Raw genomic sequence first — 16,136 nt, 5'->3', positions numbered from 1 at the left:
GCGTCGATTTTCGCCTGGCGCTCGGCGAGGGCTTTATCGACGGCCTTCGCCACAATGGCGTCGATCTGTTCCTGCGTAAATTCTTGCGCGAATACGGAAATTGGGCACAGCGCGGCGACGACCGCCATTGCTAATGGCAGCATTTTTACAGTTTTCATAATTATCTCGCTTTTAATAATTCATATATTCAGATAATAGCCATCCCGCCAGGATAAGCTGGTGTATTTATTCCGGATACAGTTGTTAAATATTGATATAAATTAACGCTGGTATAAATGAATTAACTCTTCCGAAAATTCACGGGCGAGCAGTGAGTTCATTAAGTGATCCTGAGCATGGACCATAATTAACGTCATCGGCTGGCGCGCTTCGCCGGCATCCTGCTCGATAAGCCGGGTCTGCATCTGATGCGCCCGACGGGCGTAACCATCGGCTTCATTCAGTAGTAAGCGCGCTTCATCTATATTACCGTTACGGGCGCAATGGAGTGCTTCAAAACACAATGAGCGTGACTGTCCCGCGTTAACGATAATTTCCATTACCGCATCTTCTAATTCAATCATGATAGATCCTGAGGTCATTAACTTTATTATTTAAATAATGCAGCAAAATCCCTTTTCCGCATTATTTATGCCGTCATCTAAAAGATAATATTAAATATATTGCTTCATTATTGGCTGACCGTTTCGGCAACCGGAACCGCGGCTTTTGCTTTTTCAACTTCAGTTTTCATTAAGGAACGTTCATAGGCGCGCAGGAATGGCAGATAGATTAGCGCCGACATCACCATACAAATCAGGCACATGACCACCGGGCTTAACGTCCAGTTTGCGGCCCACGATGCGCCGATAGGCGCCGGCGTTGTCCACGGCGTCAGCGAAACCACCTGGCTGAGCCAGCCGAGACGCGTCGCGCCATAAGCCAGAACGGCGTTGATCATCGGGACAAAGACGAACGGGATAAACATCATCGGGTTCATGATAATCGGCGCGCCGAACAGGATCGGTTCGTTGATATTAAAGAAGCTTGGCACAATGCCCATTTTACCGATGGTACGCAGATGGGTTACGCGGCTACGCAGCAGCAGGAACGCCAGCGGAAGCGTGGAACCGACGCCGCCTATCAGCAGATAGTGATCCCAGAAACCTTGCAGATAGACATGCGGCAGTGCCGCACCGGCCGCCAGCGCGGCCTGGTTTGCCGACAGGTTGGCCATCCAGAAGGGGTTCATAATGCCGGTCACGATCAGCGAACCGTGGATCCCGGCGAACCAGAAAATCTGGCACATCAGGACGGAAAGCAGAATCGCCGGCAGGGAGTCAGAGGCGGAAACCAGGGGCTCCAGCAGGTGCATAATCGCCTGCGGCAGGATCATACCGGTCTGCGCTTCGATAAACAGATTCAGCGGATGCAGGGTCGCGATCACCACCAGTACCGGGATAAGAATTTCAAACGAGCGGGCAACGCCGGTCGGCACCTCTTTTGGCAGGCGAATCGTAATATTGTTCTGCTTTAACCAGGCGTAAACGCGGGTGGAGTAGATGGCGGTGATCAAGGCGGTAAAAATGCCCTGACCGGAGAGGTACTGGGTGGAGATTTTGCCATCGGCGTACGGCGCGGCAACCAGTAAGAAGGCCATGAACGCCAGCAGACCGGACATCACCGGGTCGAGTTGGAACTGACGTCCCAGGCTGGCGCCGATTCCCACCGAAATAAAAAACGTCATTACGCCCATGCTGAGGTTAAACGGCAGCATCAGCTGTTCACGGTACTGCTGGGAGAAATCCAGCCAGCCGCGGGCGAAACCATTCGTGGTATCCGGGGAGAAAGGTGGAAAGATAAATACCAGCATGAATGAGCCGATGATCATAAACGGCAATGCGGCAGTGAAGCCATCGCGAATCGCGATAACGTATTTCTGCTGCCCAAGGCGTCCTGCCAGCGGGGTAATTGATTGCTCGATCACGGCAATCATGGACTGATACAGAGAACTCATTTGCACACCTCTTAATGCGCTGCAATCAGCGACAGGGCATAATCCAGGACGTTATCTCCCCGCTGCATTCCGTAATCCATGGTGTTAATCGGCTGGACCGGAATATTCAGGGGAGCGGCTTTCTCAGCTAAGTTTTTCAGCATGTATTTCACCTGTGGCCCAAGAAGCACCACCTGGTATTGCGGAAACTGCATGTCAAATTCGGAAACTCCATAGGCGTCAATCTGCACCGGCAGATTACGTTCCTTCGCGGCATCAACCATCTTTCTGACCAGCAGGCTGGTGGACATTCCGGCAGAGCAGCACAGCATAATCTTGTACATCGACGTTCGTCCTCAAAATGTAAAAAGTTATTGCGTGGATGATTTGATATCAGACGGAAACCGGTTTCCATTTATAAAAAACAGAACTGTGATAACCATCAAGATCTGTCAGTCAAAGGGGTTGTTAATTAGATTTGGCTCACAAATTTTCCTGGTTTTTGCTGCGATTTTCCATGAAATGGAAAATCGGTTTCCAAATAAAAAGGGAAACGGATATACTGCCGCTGGTTATTATTGAAGCGATTCAGGTTTAAGGATTTACAGGGATCGGATTGACCCTGTCAGGGGAAAATAATGTCTACAATCAACGATGTATCACGGTTAGCTGGGGTGTCGAAAGCCACAGTCTCTCGGGTGTTGAGCGGTTCGCGCGGCGTAAAGGAAGCCAGCCGACAGGCGGTACTGCAGGCGGCGGAAGAGCTTAACTACCGGCCGAATATGATAGCGCAATCTTTGCTGAGTCAGACTACCGGCTGCATCGGCGTCATTTGCGCCCAGGACAACATTAATCAAACCACCAGCTATCTCTACGCGCTGGAGAAACAGCTTAGCCAGCACCAGAAGCATCTGCTGCTGCGTTTTGCCAACAGCCGCAGCAGAGTGCTGCATTCGCTGGATGAGTTGACCTGCGGCCTTTGCGATAATGTATTAATCATCGGCGCACGGTTTCCGCTCAATATCGACCGGCCCGACGTAGTACTGATTGACTGCCTGGAAAGCGACGGAACGAATAGCATTCAGTTTGACCATGCCTTCGCGGCGGAAACGGCCTGCAACTATCTGATAAGCCAGGGGCGGCGCCAGATTGCGCTGATCCATCCCCAGGCCAGCGGCTTTGCTGACCAGGTTTTGCTGGGCTATAAGCACGCGCTGGAAAAGAATTTTCTGCCGTTCAATCGCAACCTGGTTTTTCTCGACAGCCATTCGCCGTCCGTGGCGGTGCAGGAGCTGGTAAACAACACAACCACCCTGAATTTTAATGCGTTATTGGTGGCCAACGAGCAGCAGGCGCAGCTGGTGGTGCCGCAGCTTCAGGCGTTTAATCGCGCGGTGCCGGAAAAAGTTATGGTGTTCAGCCTTGCGGGCTCGTTACAGCTGCCCGGTATTCCGACCATTCCGGCGATAGAATATTCAATGGACGCGATGGCCAGCCAGATCGTCAACTGGCTGACCGAGAAGACGCAAATACTCGGCAGCAGCCCGCTGCGCGGGGATTTGATCATTCCGAACCGTTGATGGCGACCCTGCAACCGGCGCTAGGGCATGGGGCAAGCTATGGCGCTAATGGCCTTCTGGTAAGCGGCGCTGTTGTTTTTATCCAGCGCCCGCGTCGCGCTTTGTACGGCAGTCTTATTTTCCGCTGATTCCAGTACGCGGTTAGCAAACTGCGTATCGTCCAGCGCGCTGCTGTTAGGGCAGTTTTTCCTCACATCCTTCACTATCTGCTGCTTTTGCTGTTCAAACTTCAGCCCGGAGAGCGGTGCGGCTGTCGCCACGCTGGAGAGCACCAGACAGACGGCCAGCGAAAGCGCAATTTTCATTCTCTTCATCACGGATATCCTTATTTTTATTAAAGCGTTCCTCTAACTATAGACGCATTCCTGAATCAACATTTTGCGTGTTGCTTTCCGCAGGAATGTATCTGTTTCAGTCGCTGAAATTTATCTTCCGTAGCGGCAAGCAAAGCCGTTGATGCGCAGATGCCCGGCGTCGCGGTGATGGATATATTCCAGCTATCGCGTTTCAGGGATGGCGGACCATGACGAAAAAAGGAACGACCTCGACGCCGCACGATGCGGTTTTTAAACAGTTTTTATCGCATCCCGAGTGCGCAAGGGATTTTATCGAGATTCATCTTCCCGCTTCGCTGCGCCAGCTGTGCGACCTGCAAACGCTTAAGCTGGAGTCCGGCAGCTTCATTGAGGCCGATTTGCGCGCCAGCTACTCCGACGTACTGTGGTCGCTGAAAACCAGCGACGGTGACGGCTATATCTACGTGGTGATTGAACATCAGAGCACGCCGGATGCGCACATGGCATTCAGGCTGATGCGCTACGCGCTGGCGGCGATGCAGCGTCATCTGGACGCCGGGCACAAAACGCTGCCGCTGGTGGTGCCGATGCTGTTCTATCACGGTGCGAAAAGCCCCTATCCTTTCTCGCTGTGCTGGCTGGAAGAGTTTGCCGATACGGAGGCCGCGCGGCGGATCTATGCCGCCGCTTTCCCGCTGGTGGATATTACGGTGGTGCCGGATGACGACATTATGCAGCACCGGCGCGTGGCGTTGCTGGAGCTGATTCAAAAGCATATCCGCCAGCGCGATTTACTTGGCCTGGTGGAGCGATTAGCCGAGCTGTTGGTTAAAGGTTGCGCTAATGACAGCCAGTTGAAAGCGCTGTTTAATTACATGCTGCAGTGCGGCGATGCGCCTCATTTTGGTGAATTTCTTCACGAGGTCGAGCGGCGCGTTCCTCAACATAAGGAGGTACTCATGACGATTGCGGAAAGGCTACGGCAGGAAGGGAGACAAGAAGGCAAGTTGGAGGGCAAGTTAGAAGGTAAACAAGAGGGTAGAGAAGAAGAAGCGTTGCGTATTGCCCGTTCACTTCTGGAGCAGGGGTTTGAGCGCGAGCTGGTACGGATGACTATTGGGCTCTCGGATGACGATCTGAATGCATTCCAGGATGCATCCCTCAAGATGGGGGAAAATTAATGACGATTGTAGAGAGGCTACCGCTGGAAGAGATACCACAGGAGTTACAACAAGAGTATTTACTGGAATACCTGTTGGAATTTTACCTGGGGTTTTATGAAGGATTTCAGGAAGGGAAACGAGAAGAGGCGTTGCGTATTGCTCGTTCATGTCTGGAACAGGGATTTGAGCGCGAGCTGGTGCAGGTGGTTTGTGAGCTGTCGGATGACGACCTGAAGATGCTGCAAACGCAGGTCGCAGCATCTCCTGCCCGATAATCGTCAGGCCGTTTTAACCCGCCGCCGCGAATCCAGGGCGATCAGCACCACCGACGAGAGGATCAGCAGCGTGCCCAGCCAGTCCGGGAGGGTAAAGGTGATGCCGAGCAGCAGCAGAGAGAGCAGAGCGCTACTCAACGGCTCCGCGCAGCTGAGGATCCCCGCCTTCGCGCCGCCAATCTTCTGCGCGCCGTTCAGGTAGAGGCTAAAGGTCAGCGAGGTGCCGATTACCACCAGGTAGAAAAAGGCCAGCAGCAGGCCGCCGGTCACCACAAAATGGTTGCCCTGTCCGGCGTAGAACGGCAGCAGCATCGCGCCGCCGAGCAGCATGCTCCAGCCGACAATCGGCAGCGTGCCGTAGCGGGCGATAAGCGTCGACGGGTACGTCGTATAAAACGCAGCGGCAAACGCCGAAGCAATCCCCCAGAACAGCGCCGTGGGGGAAATCGACAGCGTCGTCGGGTTACCGTGGGTGACCAGCAGGAAAGTGCCCGCCAGAGAGGTGGCGATGGCCGCGAGCACCAGCGGGCTGGGGCGCGTTTTGCGGGCGATGGCAAACCAGGCGACGATAATCGTCGGCGACAGGAACTGCAGCACCGTCGCGGTGGCGGCGTTGGATTGCTCGATAGTCATCAGGAAGGTGTATTGCACGGTGAGCGCGCCGAACAGCGAAAAGATCAGCAGACTGACGGCGTCTTTGCGGTTTAGCAGGACGCGGAAAATCTTATCGCCGTGAAAGAACGAGAGCATCAGAAGGATCAGGCCGGCGAACAACAGGCGCGTCATGGTCAGAAACGGCGATGACATCTGGCTTTGCTGCATAATATATTGCGCGCAGACGCCGGAACTGCCCCACAGCACAGCGGCGATCAGTACGTTCAGCATCCCTTTTTTGCTGGAGCCCATCTTTCCCTCAGGTGAAAATAGTGCGAAAGCAGCATCATAGCATGAGCACGCGCGGGAAGCGGGGCAGGAAATGGTAGCCGGATCCTTTATCAGATGTACCCTGGCCGACGTTGCCCGGTGGCGGTTGGCGCCTGACCGGGCCGACAGAAACGCAACGCCACGCGCAAAAAATATTCAGCATGGGGCGTCAGTACCTCCCGCCATGCGGCGGATAAACTCACGTTCACCGCCGTGCGTCAGATGCGCGCTCTAGCTCAAATCAACGTTTTTACTGCCGAACAGCCAGGTCAGGGCGAAGCCGCACAGATAAGAGACCGCCAGCCCGGCGGCATACACCGCCATTCCGGCGTAGATCCCGCTGTTGGAGGTCATCAGCGGCAGCGCCACTAGCCCGGACGGGCCAAATACCGTATTCAGGCCGACCGGTAGCCCCATCCAGGCGACAAGCCCGAGGAAGAAACCGCCGCAGGCGCCGCCGAGGCAGGCGGTGATAAACGGCTTCATGCGCGGCAGCGTCACGCCATAAATCAGCGGTTCGCCGATGCCGAGGAAGCCGGGAATAATCGCCCCTTTAATTTGCGTACGCAGCAGAGAGCCGTGCTTCGCCCGCCAGAAAAGCGCCAGCGCCGCGCCGACCTGTCCGGCCCCGGCCATCGCCAGAATCGGGAACAGCGAGTTAAACCCCTGCGCATCCACCAGCGCGAAATAGACCGGCACGAAGCCCTGATGGACGCCGAACATCACCGCCAGCAGGAACAGGCCAGCCAGCACCGCAGAGCCGAACGGGTTGCCGTTAAGGTGCAGGAATAGCCATGACATTCCGGTAAACAGCCAGCCGCCGATCGGCATAATGACGGTAAAAGTGATTGCGCCCATGATCAGCAGCGTCACCGCCGAGGTGAGGATCATATCGAGGTTGGCAGGCATGATGCGGCGCACCTGTCTTTCCACCCACGCGCCGATAATCGAGGCGATAAGCACGCCGATAATATTGCCGCGTGGGTCGATACCGTGGCCGAAGAAGGTCGAAATCCCGGAATAGAAGCCGCTGGTGGCCTCCGGGTTGTAGCCGAGGACAAACAGCGCAGCGATGATGGCCCCGTTGACCCCGGAGCCGCCGAAGGCTTTCTGGGCGTTATAGCCGATCAGGATGCTCAGGAAGGTAAACATCCCCTTGCTGAATACCTTCATGTAGCCGATCAGCGCCACCATCGTCGCGTTCGGATGCGCGTTTTCGAGGACAAATATCTGCTCCGCCAGGGTCGCGAATCCTAACAGCAGGCCGACGGCGATAAAACCGGGGATCAGCGGGGTGAAAATGGTGGCGAATTTAGCGAGGAATTTTTGGATGCCGCTGGTTTGCTTGCTCTTCAGCGCCTGCTTCTTCTCGGCGGCGACATCGGCCAGCGACGGCGTCTCCGCCGGAGCGTCTTCCAGTAACGCATTCATCATTTCCGCCGCGGTTTGCGCCTTGCCGGGGCCAAGCACGACCTGGAACTGCTCATCGCTGACGATAACCCCCATCACGCCCTCAATCTGACGGATGGCGGCGCTATCGGCCCGTGATTCATCGCGCAGAGTCAGGCGCAGCCGGGTCATACAGTTGCCCGCCTGCGCGACGTTACCGGCGCCGCCAACGTGTTGAAGGATCCGCGCTATCATCTCTTTATTTATTTTTGCCATTGCAGATTACCTGTTGGTCAGCGGTCAGGAGTGGCTCAGCGCCTTGCGGATATAGCCGTTATTTTTTGCCAACAGCGCCTGGGCATCCGGGGCGCTTAAATCAGCCAGCACCATCACAATCGCCGTTTTGCAGTGGCGACCGCAGGCCTCCAGCGCGCTCTGGGCGGTTGCGCGATCGCATTCGGTCGCTTCCATGACGATGGACACCTGGCGCTCGATAAGCTTGGCGTTGGTCGCTTCCACATCCACCATCAGGTTGCTGTAGACCTTGCCAATGCGGATCATCGCCCCGGTGGAGATCATATTCAGCACCAGCTTCTGCGCGGTGCCTGCCTTGAGCCGCGTTGAGCCGGTAACGACTTCCGGGCCGACCACCGGCGTAATGGCGACGTCCGCCAGCTGGGCCATTTCCCCGTGCGGGTTGCAGCTGACGATGGCGACGAAAGCGTTCTGGCTGTAGGCATACTCCATGGCGCCGATGACGTACGGCGTGCGTCCGCTGGCCGCGAGCCCGACCAGCACATCGCGGCTGCTAAAATTAATATTCTGCAGATCCATCGCCCCTTGCGCTTTGTTGTCTTCAACGTTCTCTACGGCGCTCAGAATCGCTTTATGGCCGCCCGCGATGATGCCCACCACCTGTTCGGGGCGAGTGCCGAAGGTCGGCGGACACTCGCTGGCGTCAAGGATCCCCAGACGACCGGAGGTCCCCGCGCCGATATAAATCAGTCGCCCGCCCGCCTGCAGCGCCGCTGCGACCTTATCCACGACCTGGGCAATTTGCGCCAGATAGGGGGTGATGGCGTGAGCCACCTGCTGGTCTTCCTGGTTAATCACCGTCAGCATCTCTTCGGTGGAGAGGGTATCAATGTTGGCGCTATTGGCGTTGCGGCGCTCGGTCAGCAGTTTGCTCAGGTCGATACTCATAAGAACCTCTTTATTCACAGTGGCGGGCAGTATAAGGAATTAATTATTCCTTTCATGTGAAGGCTATCACGATTGGTGTTGAAGAGATAATAGGAGATTTCAGCGTTGGCGGGAAATATGGCGGTAATAAAATTGGAATATTTTATTACCGCCAGGGGAGGTTATGCGACGGAACGTGGTTTTTTCAGGCCAATCAGCAGCGCGGCCAGATAGCAAAGGGTCATCGCCAGGCTCATTTTGAGCATCGTTTCGCCGCCGAGTCCGGCCAGCGGCGCGGCAATCCCGCCGAACACAAACATCAGCGTGCCCATCAGGGCGGAAGCGGTGCCGGACTGGCGGGCGTGAATGGCGTTCATCGCTTCCGAGCCGGCAACGGTACTGATGCCGCTCATCATGGAAACGGTAAAAAACAGGCCGACCAGCGCCAGCGTCGGCTGCGGTAGCCAGGCGAAGAGCAGGGTGATGGCGGCAAACGCCACCGCCAGCAATTGACCGCCGCGCAGCAGAGATTCGGCGCTGAAGCGGCGCGCCAGGCGGGAAAAGATCAGCGCCGCGATAATCAGCCCAATACCGTTCAGGCCGAACAGCAGGCTGAACTGCATCGCGCTCATGGCATATTCGCTCTGAATAACAAACGAAGATGAGCCGATATAGGAGAACAGCCCGGCCATCATAAAGGCCTGAATCAGGCAGTAGCGCATAAAGCGGTGATTTTTCAGCACCGGCGTCTCATCCTGCCGCTGCGCAACCGATGCGGCGCTTTTTTCCGGCAGCGTTTCTTGCAGCACCGTCAGGCTGAGCAGCAGTAACACCACGCCAATCGCCGCCATCGCCCAGAACAGAATACGCCAGTCGAAGGCGGTGATGATCCAGCCGCCAAGTACCGGCGAAAGCACCGGCGCGATGCCGTTTACGGTCATCAGCAGGGCGAAAAACTGGGTCAGCAGGGTGCCCTGATAGCGGTCGCGGGCGATGGATCGCGACAGCACCGAGCCGCCCGCGCCGGCGAAGCCCTGCAGAAAGCGCCAGGCGATCAGCATATGGATATCGTAGGTTATCGCGCACATCGCTGAGGAGAAAATAAACAGCAGCAGGGAGAGCGCCAGCGGCTTTTTACGACCAATGCGGTCGCTCAGCGGGCCGAAAAACAGCTGCCCAAGGCCGAGGCCGATCAGCGCCGCGGTCAGCGAGAGCTGGGTCTGCGTGCCGGTAGCGCTAAGCTGCTGGGTAATTTCCGGCAGCGCGGGCAGATAGAAGTCGGTACACAGCGGCCCAATGGCGCTGAGCAAACCGAGAACCACAACCCAGGAAAGGGAGATTCGGGGCATACAAGCGGGCTCCTTGTCATCAAACCGGGCGCTGTCGCCCGGTAAAGGTGTTAGCTGGCGCCGCCTCCCAGCGACTGCCAGAGGGTGATGCGGTTTTCCAGGTCCGTTTGCTGGAGGGAGATCAGCGTGGCCTGCGCCGACCACAGCGTTCGCTGGGCGGTCAGCACCGACAGATAATCTCCGACCCCGGCCTGATAGCTCTTCAGCGCGATATTCAGCGATTTCTGCTCCGCCGCGACGTATTTATTCTGCGCGTCCAGCTGTTCGCTGAGCGTTTCCCGCCGCGCCAGCGCGTCGGCGACATCTTTGAAAGCGCTCTGAATCGTCTTCTCATAGGTGGCGATCAGCCCCTTTTTCTCCGCTTCAGCGTAGCGCAGCTGCGCCAGGTTGCTGCCGCCGGTAAACAGCGGCAGGCTGATGGACGGCGCGAATGACCATACCTGCATGCCGTGGCTGAACAGCGACGAGAGCGAGTCGCTGCCGACCCCGGCGCTGGCGGTCAGCGAGATGGACGGGAAGAAGTTGGCCCGCGCCGCGCCGATATCGGCGTTAGCGCTCTTCAGGTTATGCTCCGCTTCCTGGATATCCGGGCGGCGCAGCAGTACCGATGAAGAGACGCCCGCCGGCACCAGGGTGATACTGCGATCGCCAAGGCTTTCCAGCGTGCCGGGCAGCAGGCTATCTGGCACGGTTTCCCCGGCCAGCAGGTTGAGCGCGTTTTTATCCTGCGCCACCAGCGTGCGGTAGCTGGCGACGCTGGCGCGCGCCTGCTGGTACACGCTTTCGGCATCGCTCAGGTCGCCAGCCGAGGCGGTGCCGACTTCCATCTGGCGGGTGACGATGCGGCGCGAGTTCTCGGCGCTGGCCATGGTTTCCTGCGCCAGCGCCAGATTGCTGTTATCCGCGGCGAGGGTTATCCACGCGGTGGTCAGATCGGCGATCATCGTCAGACGCGTATTCTGGGCGGTGAATTCGCTGGCAAGCCAGGTTTCCCGCGCGGCGCGCGTCAGGCTTTGGTTCTTGCCAAACAGATCCAGTTCGAAGCTGGAGACCGCGCCGTCGGCTTCCGCTGACGACGACAGGCCGCTGGCCACCGTTTTACTGCGGGTATGGCTCAGCTCGGCGTCGAGGGTCGGAAACAGCGACGCGCGGGTTTCACCAAACTGGGCGCGCGCGGCTTCGATATCGGCCAGCGCTTTCTGCACGTCGCGGTTGCTGGTCAACGCGATACTCACCACTTTTTTGAGGCGGGCGTCATTCACCACCTGCTGCCAGTCGCTGACCACCGCGGTTGCCTCGCCGTGGCTGCCCGGCAGGGTCGCCGGGACCGGCGCGGCCGGACGCTCATAGTTCGGGTCGAGAGAGACGCAGCCCGCCGTCAGGAGCGCAACAAAAACTAAGGTAAAACGAAACATAACTTACTCCTGAGAAGAACGATTGCGGGTGAAGAAGCGTTTCACCAGCACAAAGAACAGCGGCACGAAGAACACCGCCAGCAGCGTCGCGGTCAGGGTTCCGCCGATAATCCCGGTACCGATCGCCACGCGGCTGTTGGCCCCGGCTCCGGTGGCGATCGCCAGCGGCAGCACCCCGGCAATAAACGCCAGCGAGGTCATCACAATAGGGCGTAGGCGGGTCTGCGCAGCGCGCATGGCGGCACGCGACAGGGAATAGCCCTCTTCCACCGCCGATTCGGCGAATTCGACGATCAGGATGGCGTTCTTCGACGACAGGCCGATGGTGGTTAATAGCGCTACCTGGAAGTAAACGTCATTGCTCAGACCGCGCATCCAGGCCGCCAGCGCCGCGCCGAGCAGCCCAAGCGGGATCACCATGATCACCGAGAACGGCACCGACCAGCTCTCATACAGCGCCGCGAGGCACAGGAAGACCACCAGAATCGAGATGGCGTAGAGGCTCATCGCCTGGCCGCTGGCGAGTTTTTCCTGCAGCGACATGCCGCTCCACGCCCAGGTGGTGCCGGCCGGCAGGTCATTGGCCAGGGCTTCCATCTTGTCCATTGCCGCGCCGGAGCTGAAGCCGCTGGCGTTTTCGCCCTGGATTTCAAAGGCGGCGGAGCCGTTGTAGCGCACCAGGCTTTCCGGGCCGTATTGCCAGCGGGTGGTAGCGAAGGCGGAGAACGGCGTCATGCTGTCGTCGCTGCCGCGCACGAACCATTTACCGAGGTCGGACGGCACGGCGCGGGCGTCGCTTTCGCCCTGGATATAGACCTTCTTCACGCGACCGCGATCGATAAAGTCGTTAACGTAGGTACCGCCCCAGGCGCTGGAGAGGGTATCGGTGACATCGCTTAACGACAGCCCGAGCGACACGGCTTTGTTGTTATCAATATCCACCTGCAGCTGCGGCATTTGCGGCAGATCGTTGGCGCGTACGGACTGCAGCTCGGTACTTTGATTCGCCGCCGCCAGCAGCTGGCTGCGCATTTTCATCAGGCTATCGCGATCGGTGCCGCCGCTGGCCATCAGTTCGAAGGTGAAGCCATTGCTCTGCCCCAGACCATCAACCGACGGCGGGGTCATGGCGAACAGGGTGGCGTCGCGAATGCTGCCGAGCTCTTTGGTGGCGCGCAGGGCGATGGCCTGAGCGGTATTTTCTTCGCCTTTACGTTCGGACCAGTTTTTCAGCGACACGAAGGCCATCCCGGCGTTTTGTCCGCTGCCGCTAAAGCTAAAGCCGTCGACGGTAAAGATCACGTCGGTATTGGCTTTCTCTTTCGTCAGGAACCAGTCGGTGACCTGGCGGCGAACCTCGGCGGTACGTACCGCCGTCGCCCCGGCGGGCAGCGTATACTGGACCATGATTTCGCCCTGATCCTCCGTCGGCAGGAAGCTGCCCGGCAGTTTCCACATCGCCAGCGCCATGCCGCCGCAAATCAGGACAAAAGCGCCCATCATCATCGCCGAGCGGCGCAGGCCGCCGACCACACGATGCTGATAGCCCTGCTCGGTGCGTCCCCACAGGCGGTTAAAGGCGCCGAAGAAGCCTTTGGTATGCGGTTTCGAATGGCTTAGCAGCGCGCCGCACAGCGCCGGGGTTAAGGTTAAGGCGACCACTACGGAGAGCATCATCGCCGAGATAATGGTCACCGAGAACTGGCGATAAATCACTCCGGTTGAGCCGCCGAAGAAAGCCATCGGCAGGAACACCGCCGAGAGCACCAGGGCAATGGCGATCAGCGCGCCGGAGATTTCGCCCATCGATTTTTCGGTGGCTTCGCGGGCGGGCAGCCCCTCGTCGCGCATGATACGCTCGACGTTTTCCACTACCACGATGGCGTCATCCACCAGCAAGCCTATCGCCAGCACCATCGCAAACAGCGTCAGGGTGTTGATGGAGTAGCCAAACAGCGCCAGCACGCCGAAGGTGCCCAGCAGCACGACCGGAACCGCCACCGCCGGGATCAGCGTGGCGCGGAAATTTTGCAGGAACAGATACATCACGCAGACCACGAGGATAATCGCCTCGAATAGCGTCTGAATCACATCCTCCACCGAGATTTTGATGAACTCGGTGCTGTCTTTCGGGTAGGCGATATCGTAGCCCTGTGGCATCTGGCGCTGGAACTCGGCAATCTTGTTTTTCACCAGCGTCGCGGTATTCAGGGCGTTAGCGCCCGGCGCCATCATCACCGCGATCCCCGCAGCCGGGTGGCCGTTGAGATTGGCGGAGGCGGTGTAATCTTCGCTGCCCATCTCCACGCGGGCGACGTCGCTCAGGCGCACCACCGACCCGTCGCTCTTGCTCTTGACGATAATCTCTTTGAACTGGGCGACGGTTTGCAGCCGCGACTGGGCACGGACGGTGGCGGTCAGCTGCTGTGCGTTGGTGGCGGGCAGGGCGCCGATTTTACCGGCGGACACCTGCACGTTCTGCGCTTCAATCGCCGATTGTACATCGGATGGCATCAGCGAATAGGAGGCCAGTTTGGTCGGGTCCATCCAGATGCGCATGGCGTACTCCGCGCCGAACACCTGCAGGCTGCCGACGCCCTCAATACGCGCCATTGGGTCCTGCATATTGCTGACCAGCCAGTCGGAGATATCGGAGCTGGTGGCTTTGTTGTTTTTGTCATACACCGCGAGGATCAGCAGGAAGCTGCTCTGCGATTTCTCCACCGTCACGCCGGACTGCTGAACTTCGCTCGGCAGGCGCGACTCCGCCTGCTGCACTTTGTTCTGCACCTGAACCTGGGCGGTATCCGGGTCGGTACCCTGCTCAAAGGTGACGGTAATGCTGACCGAGCCGTCGGAGCTGCTGGTGGACGTAAAGTAGAGCAGGTTGTCCAGTCCGGTGAGCTGCTGCTCGATAACCTGGGTGACGCTGTTTTCCAGGGTTTCCGCGGAGGCCCCTGTGTAGGTGGCGGAGATTTTTATCGCCGGCGGGGCGACGTCAGGATACTGGGCGACCGGCAGGGTGCGGATAGCCAGAATCCCGGCGAGCATAATCAGAATGGCGATAACCCAGGCGAAGACCGGGCGTCGCACAAAGAAGCGGGAAAACATCAGGCGTTGCCTCCGTCATTTTTGACTTCGGCGGCTTTGACCTGCTGTCCCGGCGCCACTTTGCCGGTTCCTTCAACAATCAACCTGTCGCCGCTCTTCAGGCCGTTGACGATCAGCCATTTGTCGCCGTAGGTTTCGCCAGTTTCCACGCTGCGCTGTTCAACCTTGTTATTAGCGTCAACCACCAGCGCGGTGGCATCGCCTTTGGCATCGCGAGTGATGCCCTGCTGCGGGGCGAGGATCGCATCGTTCATGATGCCTTCGTCTATGCGGGCGCGAACGAACATACCGGGCAGCAGCACGTGCTGCGGATTGGGAAAGACCGCGCGCAGCGTGACCGAACCGGTCGATTCATCTACCGCCACTTCGGTCAGCGCCAGGCGACCTTTTTCGCTGTAGGTGCTGCCATCTTCAAGAGTCAGGGTGACGTTAAGGGTATCGCTGTTGCTCGCCAGGCTTTGCTTACGCAGGCGCAGCAGATCGACGCTGGATCGGGTGAGATCGACGTACATCGTATCCAGGCCGCGGATCGTCGCCAGCGCGGTATCCTGATCGGCGGACACCAGCGCGCCCGGCGTGACGGAAGAGATCCCGATGCGCCCGGCAATCGGTGCGGTCACGGTGGTCCAGTTCAGGTTGATGCGCGCGCTTTCCAGCGCCGCTTTTTTCGACTCGACGCTGGCCTTATCCTGGTTACAGGTCGCTATCGCGTCATCGGCGTCCTGACGGGAGACGCCGTTATCTTTGACCAGCACCGCGTAGCGCTGGGCTTTTTGGCAATCGGCGATGACCAGCGCCTGGGCCTGTTTCAGCGAGGCGGCGGCTTCGTTAAACGTCGCGCGATAGCTTGACGGGTCGATTTGGTATAGCGCCTGTCCGGCTTTGACCATATCGCCCTCGGTAAACAGGCGTTTTTGCACGATCCCGCCAACCTGCGGGCGCACTTCTGCGCTAAGCGAGGCGGTGGTGCGTCCGGTCAGGCTGCTCACCACCGGGACAGGCTGGCCTTGCAGGGTCACGACGCCGACTTCCTGCGTCATCTGCTGCGGGGAAGCGTTTTGCGCATTATCGCACCCGCTAAGGAGAAATAATGCTGCTGCGATGGGGGCTAAAGTATATTTCATTATATTTTCTCAGGATGAACGACGTCCGCCCCGCAAATTCACTGGCGGGGTGATAGGCCGGGCGATGATGCATCTCCGGGCAAGCACAAATAACCAAAGGGGAAATAAATATTCCTGTTTGCAGTAAATGAATCTGCGAATACCGCTATTAATTAAGCGGTTTTTCCGACATTTCCCCGTGCGGCGAATACGGTATCAGACGGCGGTTACAGGCGCTGAACCGAGGGATGACGCCTGCTACAGGGCATTTTTCATGGGGTTCTCCATGGTTTGTGTTTTTGAGAATGATCGTTCTCATTTTTTTCCATTATACGTCTGAACCGAATGAGGGGAAGATTTTTTACACAAAATTT

Annotated in this window: 14 protein-coding genes and 1 pseudogene; 3 read left to right on the top strand and 12 right to left on the bottom strand. The window is 57.9% G+C overall.

The window, feature by feature from the left end; all coding sequences use genetic code 11:
- The 4 genes and pseudogenes from CMQ96_RS06560 to CMQ96_RS06545 all read right to left on the bottom strand — a co-directional run.
- Positions 1–158: pseudogene (locus CMQ96_RS06560) on the bottom strand (carbohydrate porin); the annotation flags it as partial.
- A 102-nt stretch (positions 159–260) separates the two neighbouring features.
- Positions 261–563, bottom strand: a complete 303-nt coding sequence (locus tag CMQ96_RS06555; RefSeq protein WP_004855598.1) for a PTS lactose/cellobiose transporter subunit IIA — start codon at positions 561–563, stop codon at positions 261–263.
- 107 nt (positions 564–670) lie between these two features.
- Positions 671–1,996: a PTS sugar transporter subunit IIC gene (locus tag CMQ96_RS06550; protein WP_004133122.1), complete on the bottom strand. Its 1,326-nt coding sequence runs from the start codon at positions 1,994–1,996 to the stop codon at positions 671–673.
- A gap of 11 nt (positions 1,997–2,007) precedes the next feature.
- Complete coding sequence (locus CMQ96_RS06545; protein ID WP_049131329.1) at positions 2,008–2,319, bottom strand: PTS sugar transporter subunit IIB; 312 nt, start codon at positions 2,317–2,319, stop codon at positions 2,008–2,010.
- A 294-nt stretch (positions 2,320–2,613) separates the two neighbouring features.
- Here CMQ96_RS06545 and CMQ96_RS06540 point away from each other — a divergent pair, with 294 nt between their 5' ends.
- Positions 2,614–3,555, top strand: a complete 942-nt coding sequence (locus CMQ96_RS06540) for a LacI family DNA-binding transcriptional regulator (protein ID WP_004133125.1) — start codon at positions 2,614–2,616, stop codon at positions 3,553–3,555.
- Positions 3,556–3,575: 20 nt separating this feature from the next.
- Here the strand turns inward: CMQ96_RS06540 and CMQ96_RS06535 are convergent, their stop codons facing one another.
- On the bottom strand, positions 3,576–3,869 hold the full coding sequence (locus CMQ96_RS06535; RefSeq protein ID WP_064343354.1) for a YicS family protein: 294 nt from the start codon (positions 3,867–3,869) through the stop codon (positions 3,576–3,578).
- Positions 3,870–4,078: 209 nt separating this feature from the next.
- Here CMQ96_RS06535 and CMQ96_RS06530 point away from each other — a divergent pair, with 209 nt between their 5' ends.
- Together CMQ96_RS06530 and CMQ96_RS06525 are read left to right on the top strand one after the other, a co-directional pair.
- A complete protein-coding gene (locus CMQ96_RS06530; RefSeq protein WP_004133129.1) occupies positions 4,079–5,032 on the top strand; it encodes an Rpn family recombination-promoting nuclease/putative transposase in 954 nt (317 codons plus the stop codon).
- Positions 5,032–5,289: a hypothetical protein gene (locus CMQ96_RS06525; RefSeq protein WP_004133131.1), complete on the top strand. Its 258-nt coding sequence runs from the start codon at positions 5,032–5,034 to the stop codon at positions 5,287–5,289. The genes CMQ96_RS06530 and CMQ96_RS06525 overlap by 1 nt, the downstream gene beginning before the upstream one ends.
- Before the next feature lie 3 nt (positions 5,290–5,292).
- Here CMQ96_RS06525 and CMQ96_RS06520 read toward each other — a convergent pair whose 3' ends face one another.
- The 7 genes from CMQ96_RS06520 to CMQ96_RS06490 all read right to left on the bottom strand — a co-directional run bounded on the left by CMQ96_RS06520 (position 5,293) and on the right by CMQ96_RS06490 (position 15,783).
- On the bottom strand, positions 5,293–6,195 hold the full coding sequence (locus CMQ96_RS06520; RefSeq protein WP_004133132.1) for an EamA family transporter: 903 nt from the start codon (positions 6,193–6,195) through the stop codon (positions 5,293–5,295).
- 249 nt (positions 6,196–6,444) lie between these two features.
- Positions 6,445–7,878: a PTS N-acetylmuramic acid transporter subunit IIBC gene (gene murP, locus CMQ96_RS06515; protein ID WP_049090423.1), complete on the bottom strand. Its 1,434-nt coding sequence runs from the start codon at positions 7,876–7,878 to the stop codon at positions 6,445–6,447.
- 24 nt (positions 7,879–7,902) lie between these two features.
- Positions 7,903–8,805: an N-acetylmuramic acid 6-phosphate etherase gene (gene murQ, locus CMQ96_RS06510; protein ID WP_004133138.1), complete on the bottom strand. Its 903-nt coding sequence runs from the start codon at positions 8,803–8,805 to the stop codon at positions 7,903–7,905.
- A 161-nt stretch (positions 8,806–8,966) separates the two neighbouring features.
- The gene (locus CMQ96_RS06505; RefSeq protein ID WP_098066278.1) at positions 8,967–10,133 is read right to left on the bottom strand and encodes a multidrug effflux MFS transporter; all 1,167 of its coding nucleotides are present in this window, start codon (positions 10,131–10,133) and stop codon (positions 8,967–8,969) included.
- Between the two features lie 50 nt (positions 10,134–10,183).
- Positions 10,184–11,548: an efflux transporter outer membrane subunit gene (locus CMQ96_RS06500; RefSeq protein ID WP_024359678.1), complete on the bottom strand. Its 1,365-nt coding sequence runs from the start codon at positions 11,546–11,548 to the stop codon at positions 10,184–10,186.
- 3 nt (positions 11,549–11,551) lie between these two features.
- Positions 11,552–14,659: a multidrug efflux RND transporter permease subunit EefB gene (gene eefB, locus CMQ96_RS06495; protein WP_098066275.1), complete on the bottom strand. Its 3,108-nt coding sequence runs from the start codon at positions 14,657–14,659 to the stop codon at positions 11,552–11,554.
- Entirely contained in the window at positions 14,659–15,783 is a 1,125-nt protein-coding gene (locus CMQ96_RS06490; protein ID WP_049131596.1) for an efflux RND transporter periplasmic adaptor subunit, read from the bottom strand. The genes eefB and CMQ96_RS06490 overlap by 1 nt, the downstream gene beginning before the upstream one ends.
- Between the last annotated feature and the right edge of the window lie 353 nt (positions 15,784–16,136).

Source organism: Klebsiella sp. MBT K-1 (assembly GCF_002556465.1).
Taxonomy (GTDB): domain Bacteria; phylum Pseudomonadota; class Gammaproteobacteria; order Enterobacterales; family Enterobacteriaceae; genus Klebsiella; species Klebsiella grimontii.
This window is presented reverse-complemented; position numbering and strand designations above follow the sequence as displayed.

What these genes read in the sequence shown, in the direction of transcription:
- murP (WP_049090423.1), bottom strand. Translation starts at nt 7,878, where the DNA reads ATGGCAAAAATAAATAAAGAGATGATAGCGCGGATCCTTCAACACGTT.
- CMQ96_RS06540 (WP_004133125.1), top strand. Translation starts at nt 2,614, where the DNA reads ATGTCTACAATCAACGATGTATCACGGTTAGCTGGGGTGTCGAAAGCC.
- CMQ96_RS06520 (WP_004133132.1), bottom strand. Translation starts at nt 6,195, where the DNA reads ATGGGCTCCAGCAAAAAAGGGATGCTGAACGTACTGATCGCCGCTGTG.
- CMQ96_RS06550 (WP_004133122.1), bottom strand. Translation starts at nt 1,996, where the DNA reads ATGAGTTCTCTGTATCAGTCCATGATTGCCGTGATCGAGCAATCAATT.
- CMQ96_RS06525 (WP_004133131.1), top strand. Translation starts at nt 5,032, where the DNA reads ATGACGATTGTAGAGAGGCTACCGCTGGAAGAGATACCACAGGAGTTA.
- CMQ96_RS06500 (WP_024359678.1), bottom strand. Translation starts at nt 11,548, where the DNA reads ATGTTTCGTTTTACCTTAGTTTTTGTTGCGCTCCTGACGGCGGGCTGC.
- CMQ96_RS06545 (WP_049131329.1), bottom strand. Translation starts at nt 2,319, where the DNA reads ATGTACAAGATTATGCTGTGCTGCTCTGCCGGAATGTCCACCAGCCTG.
- CMQ96_RS06530 (WP_004133129.1), top strand. Translation starts at nt 4,079, where the DNA reads ATGACGAAAAAAGGAACGACCTCGACGCCGCACGATGCGGTTTTTAAA.
- CMQ96_RS06490 (WP_049131596.1), bottom strand. Translation starts at nt 15,783, where the DNA reads ATGAAATATACTTTAGCCCCCATCGCAGCAGCATTATTTCTCCTTAGC.
- CMQ96_RS06535 (WP_064343354.1), bottom strand. Translation starts at nt 3,869, where the DNA reads ATGAAGAGAATGAAAATTGCGCTTTCGCTGGCCGTCTGTCTGGTGCTC.
- CMQ96_RS06555 (WP_004855598.1), bottom strand. Translation starts at nt 563, where the DNA reads ATGATTGAATTAGAAGATGCGGTAATGGAAATTATCGTTAACGCGGGA.
- murQ (WP_004133138.1), bottom strand. Translation starts at nt 8,805, where the DNA reads ATGAGTATCGACCTGAGCAAACTGCTGACCGAGCGCCGCAACGCCAAT.
- eefB (WP_098066275.1), bottom strand. Translation starts at nt 14,659, where the DNA reads ATGTTTTCCCGCTTCTTTGTGCGACGCCCGGTCTTCGCCTGGGTTATC.
- CMQ96_RS06505 (WP_098066278.1), bottom strand. Translation starts at nt 10,133, where the DNA reads ATGCCCCGAATCTCCCTTTCCTGGGTTGTGGTTCTCGGTTTGCTCAGC.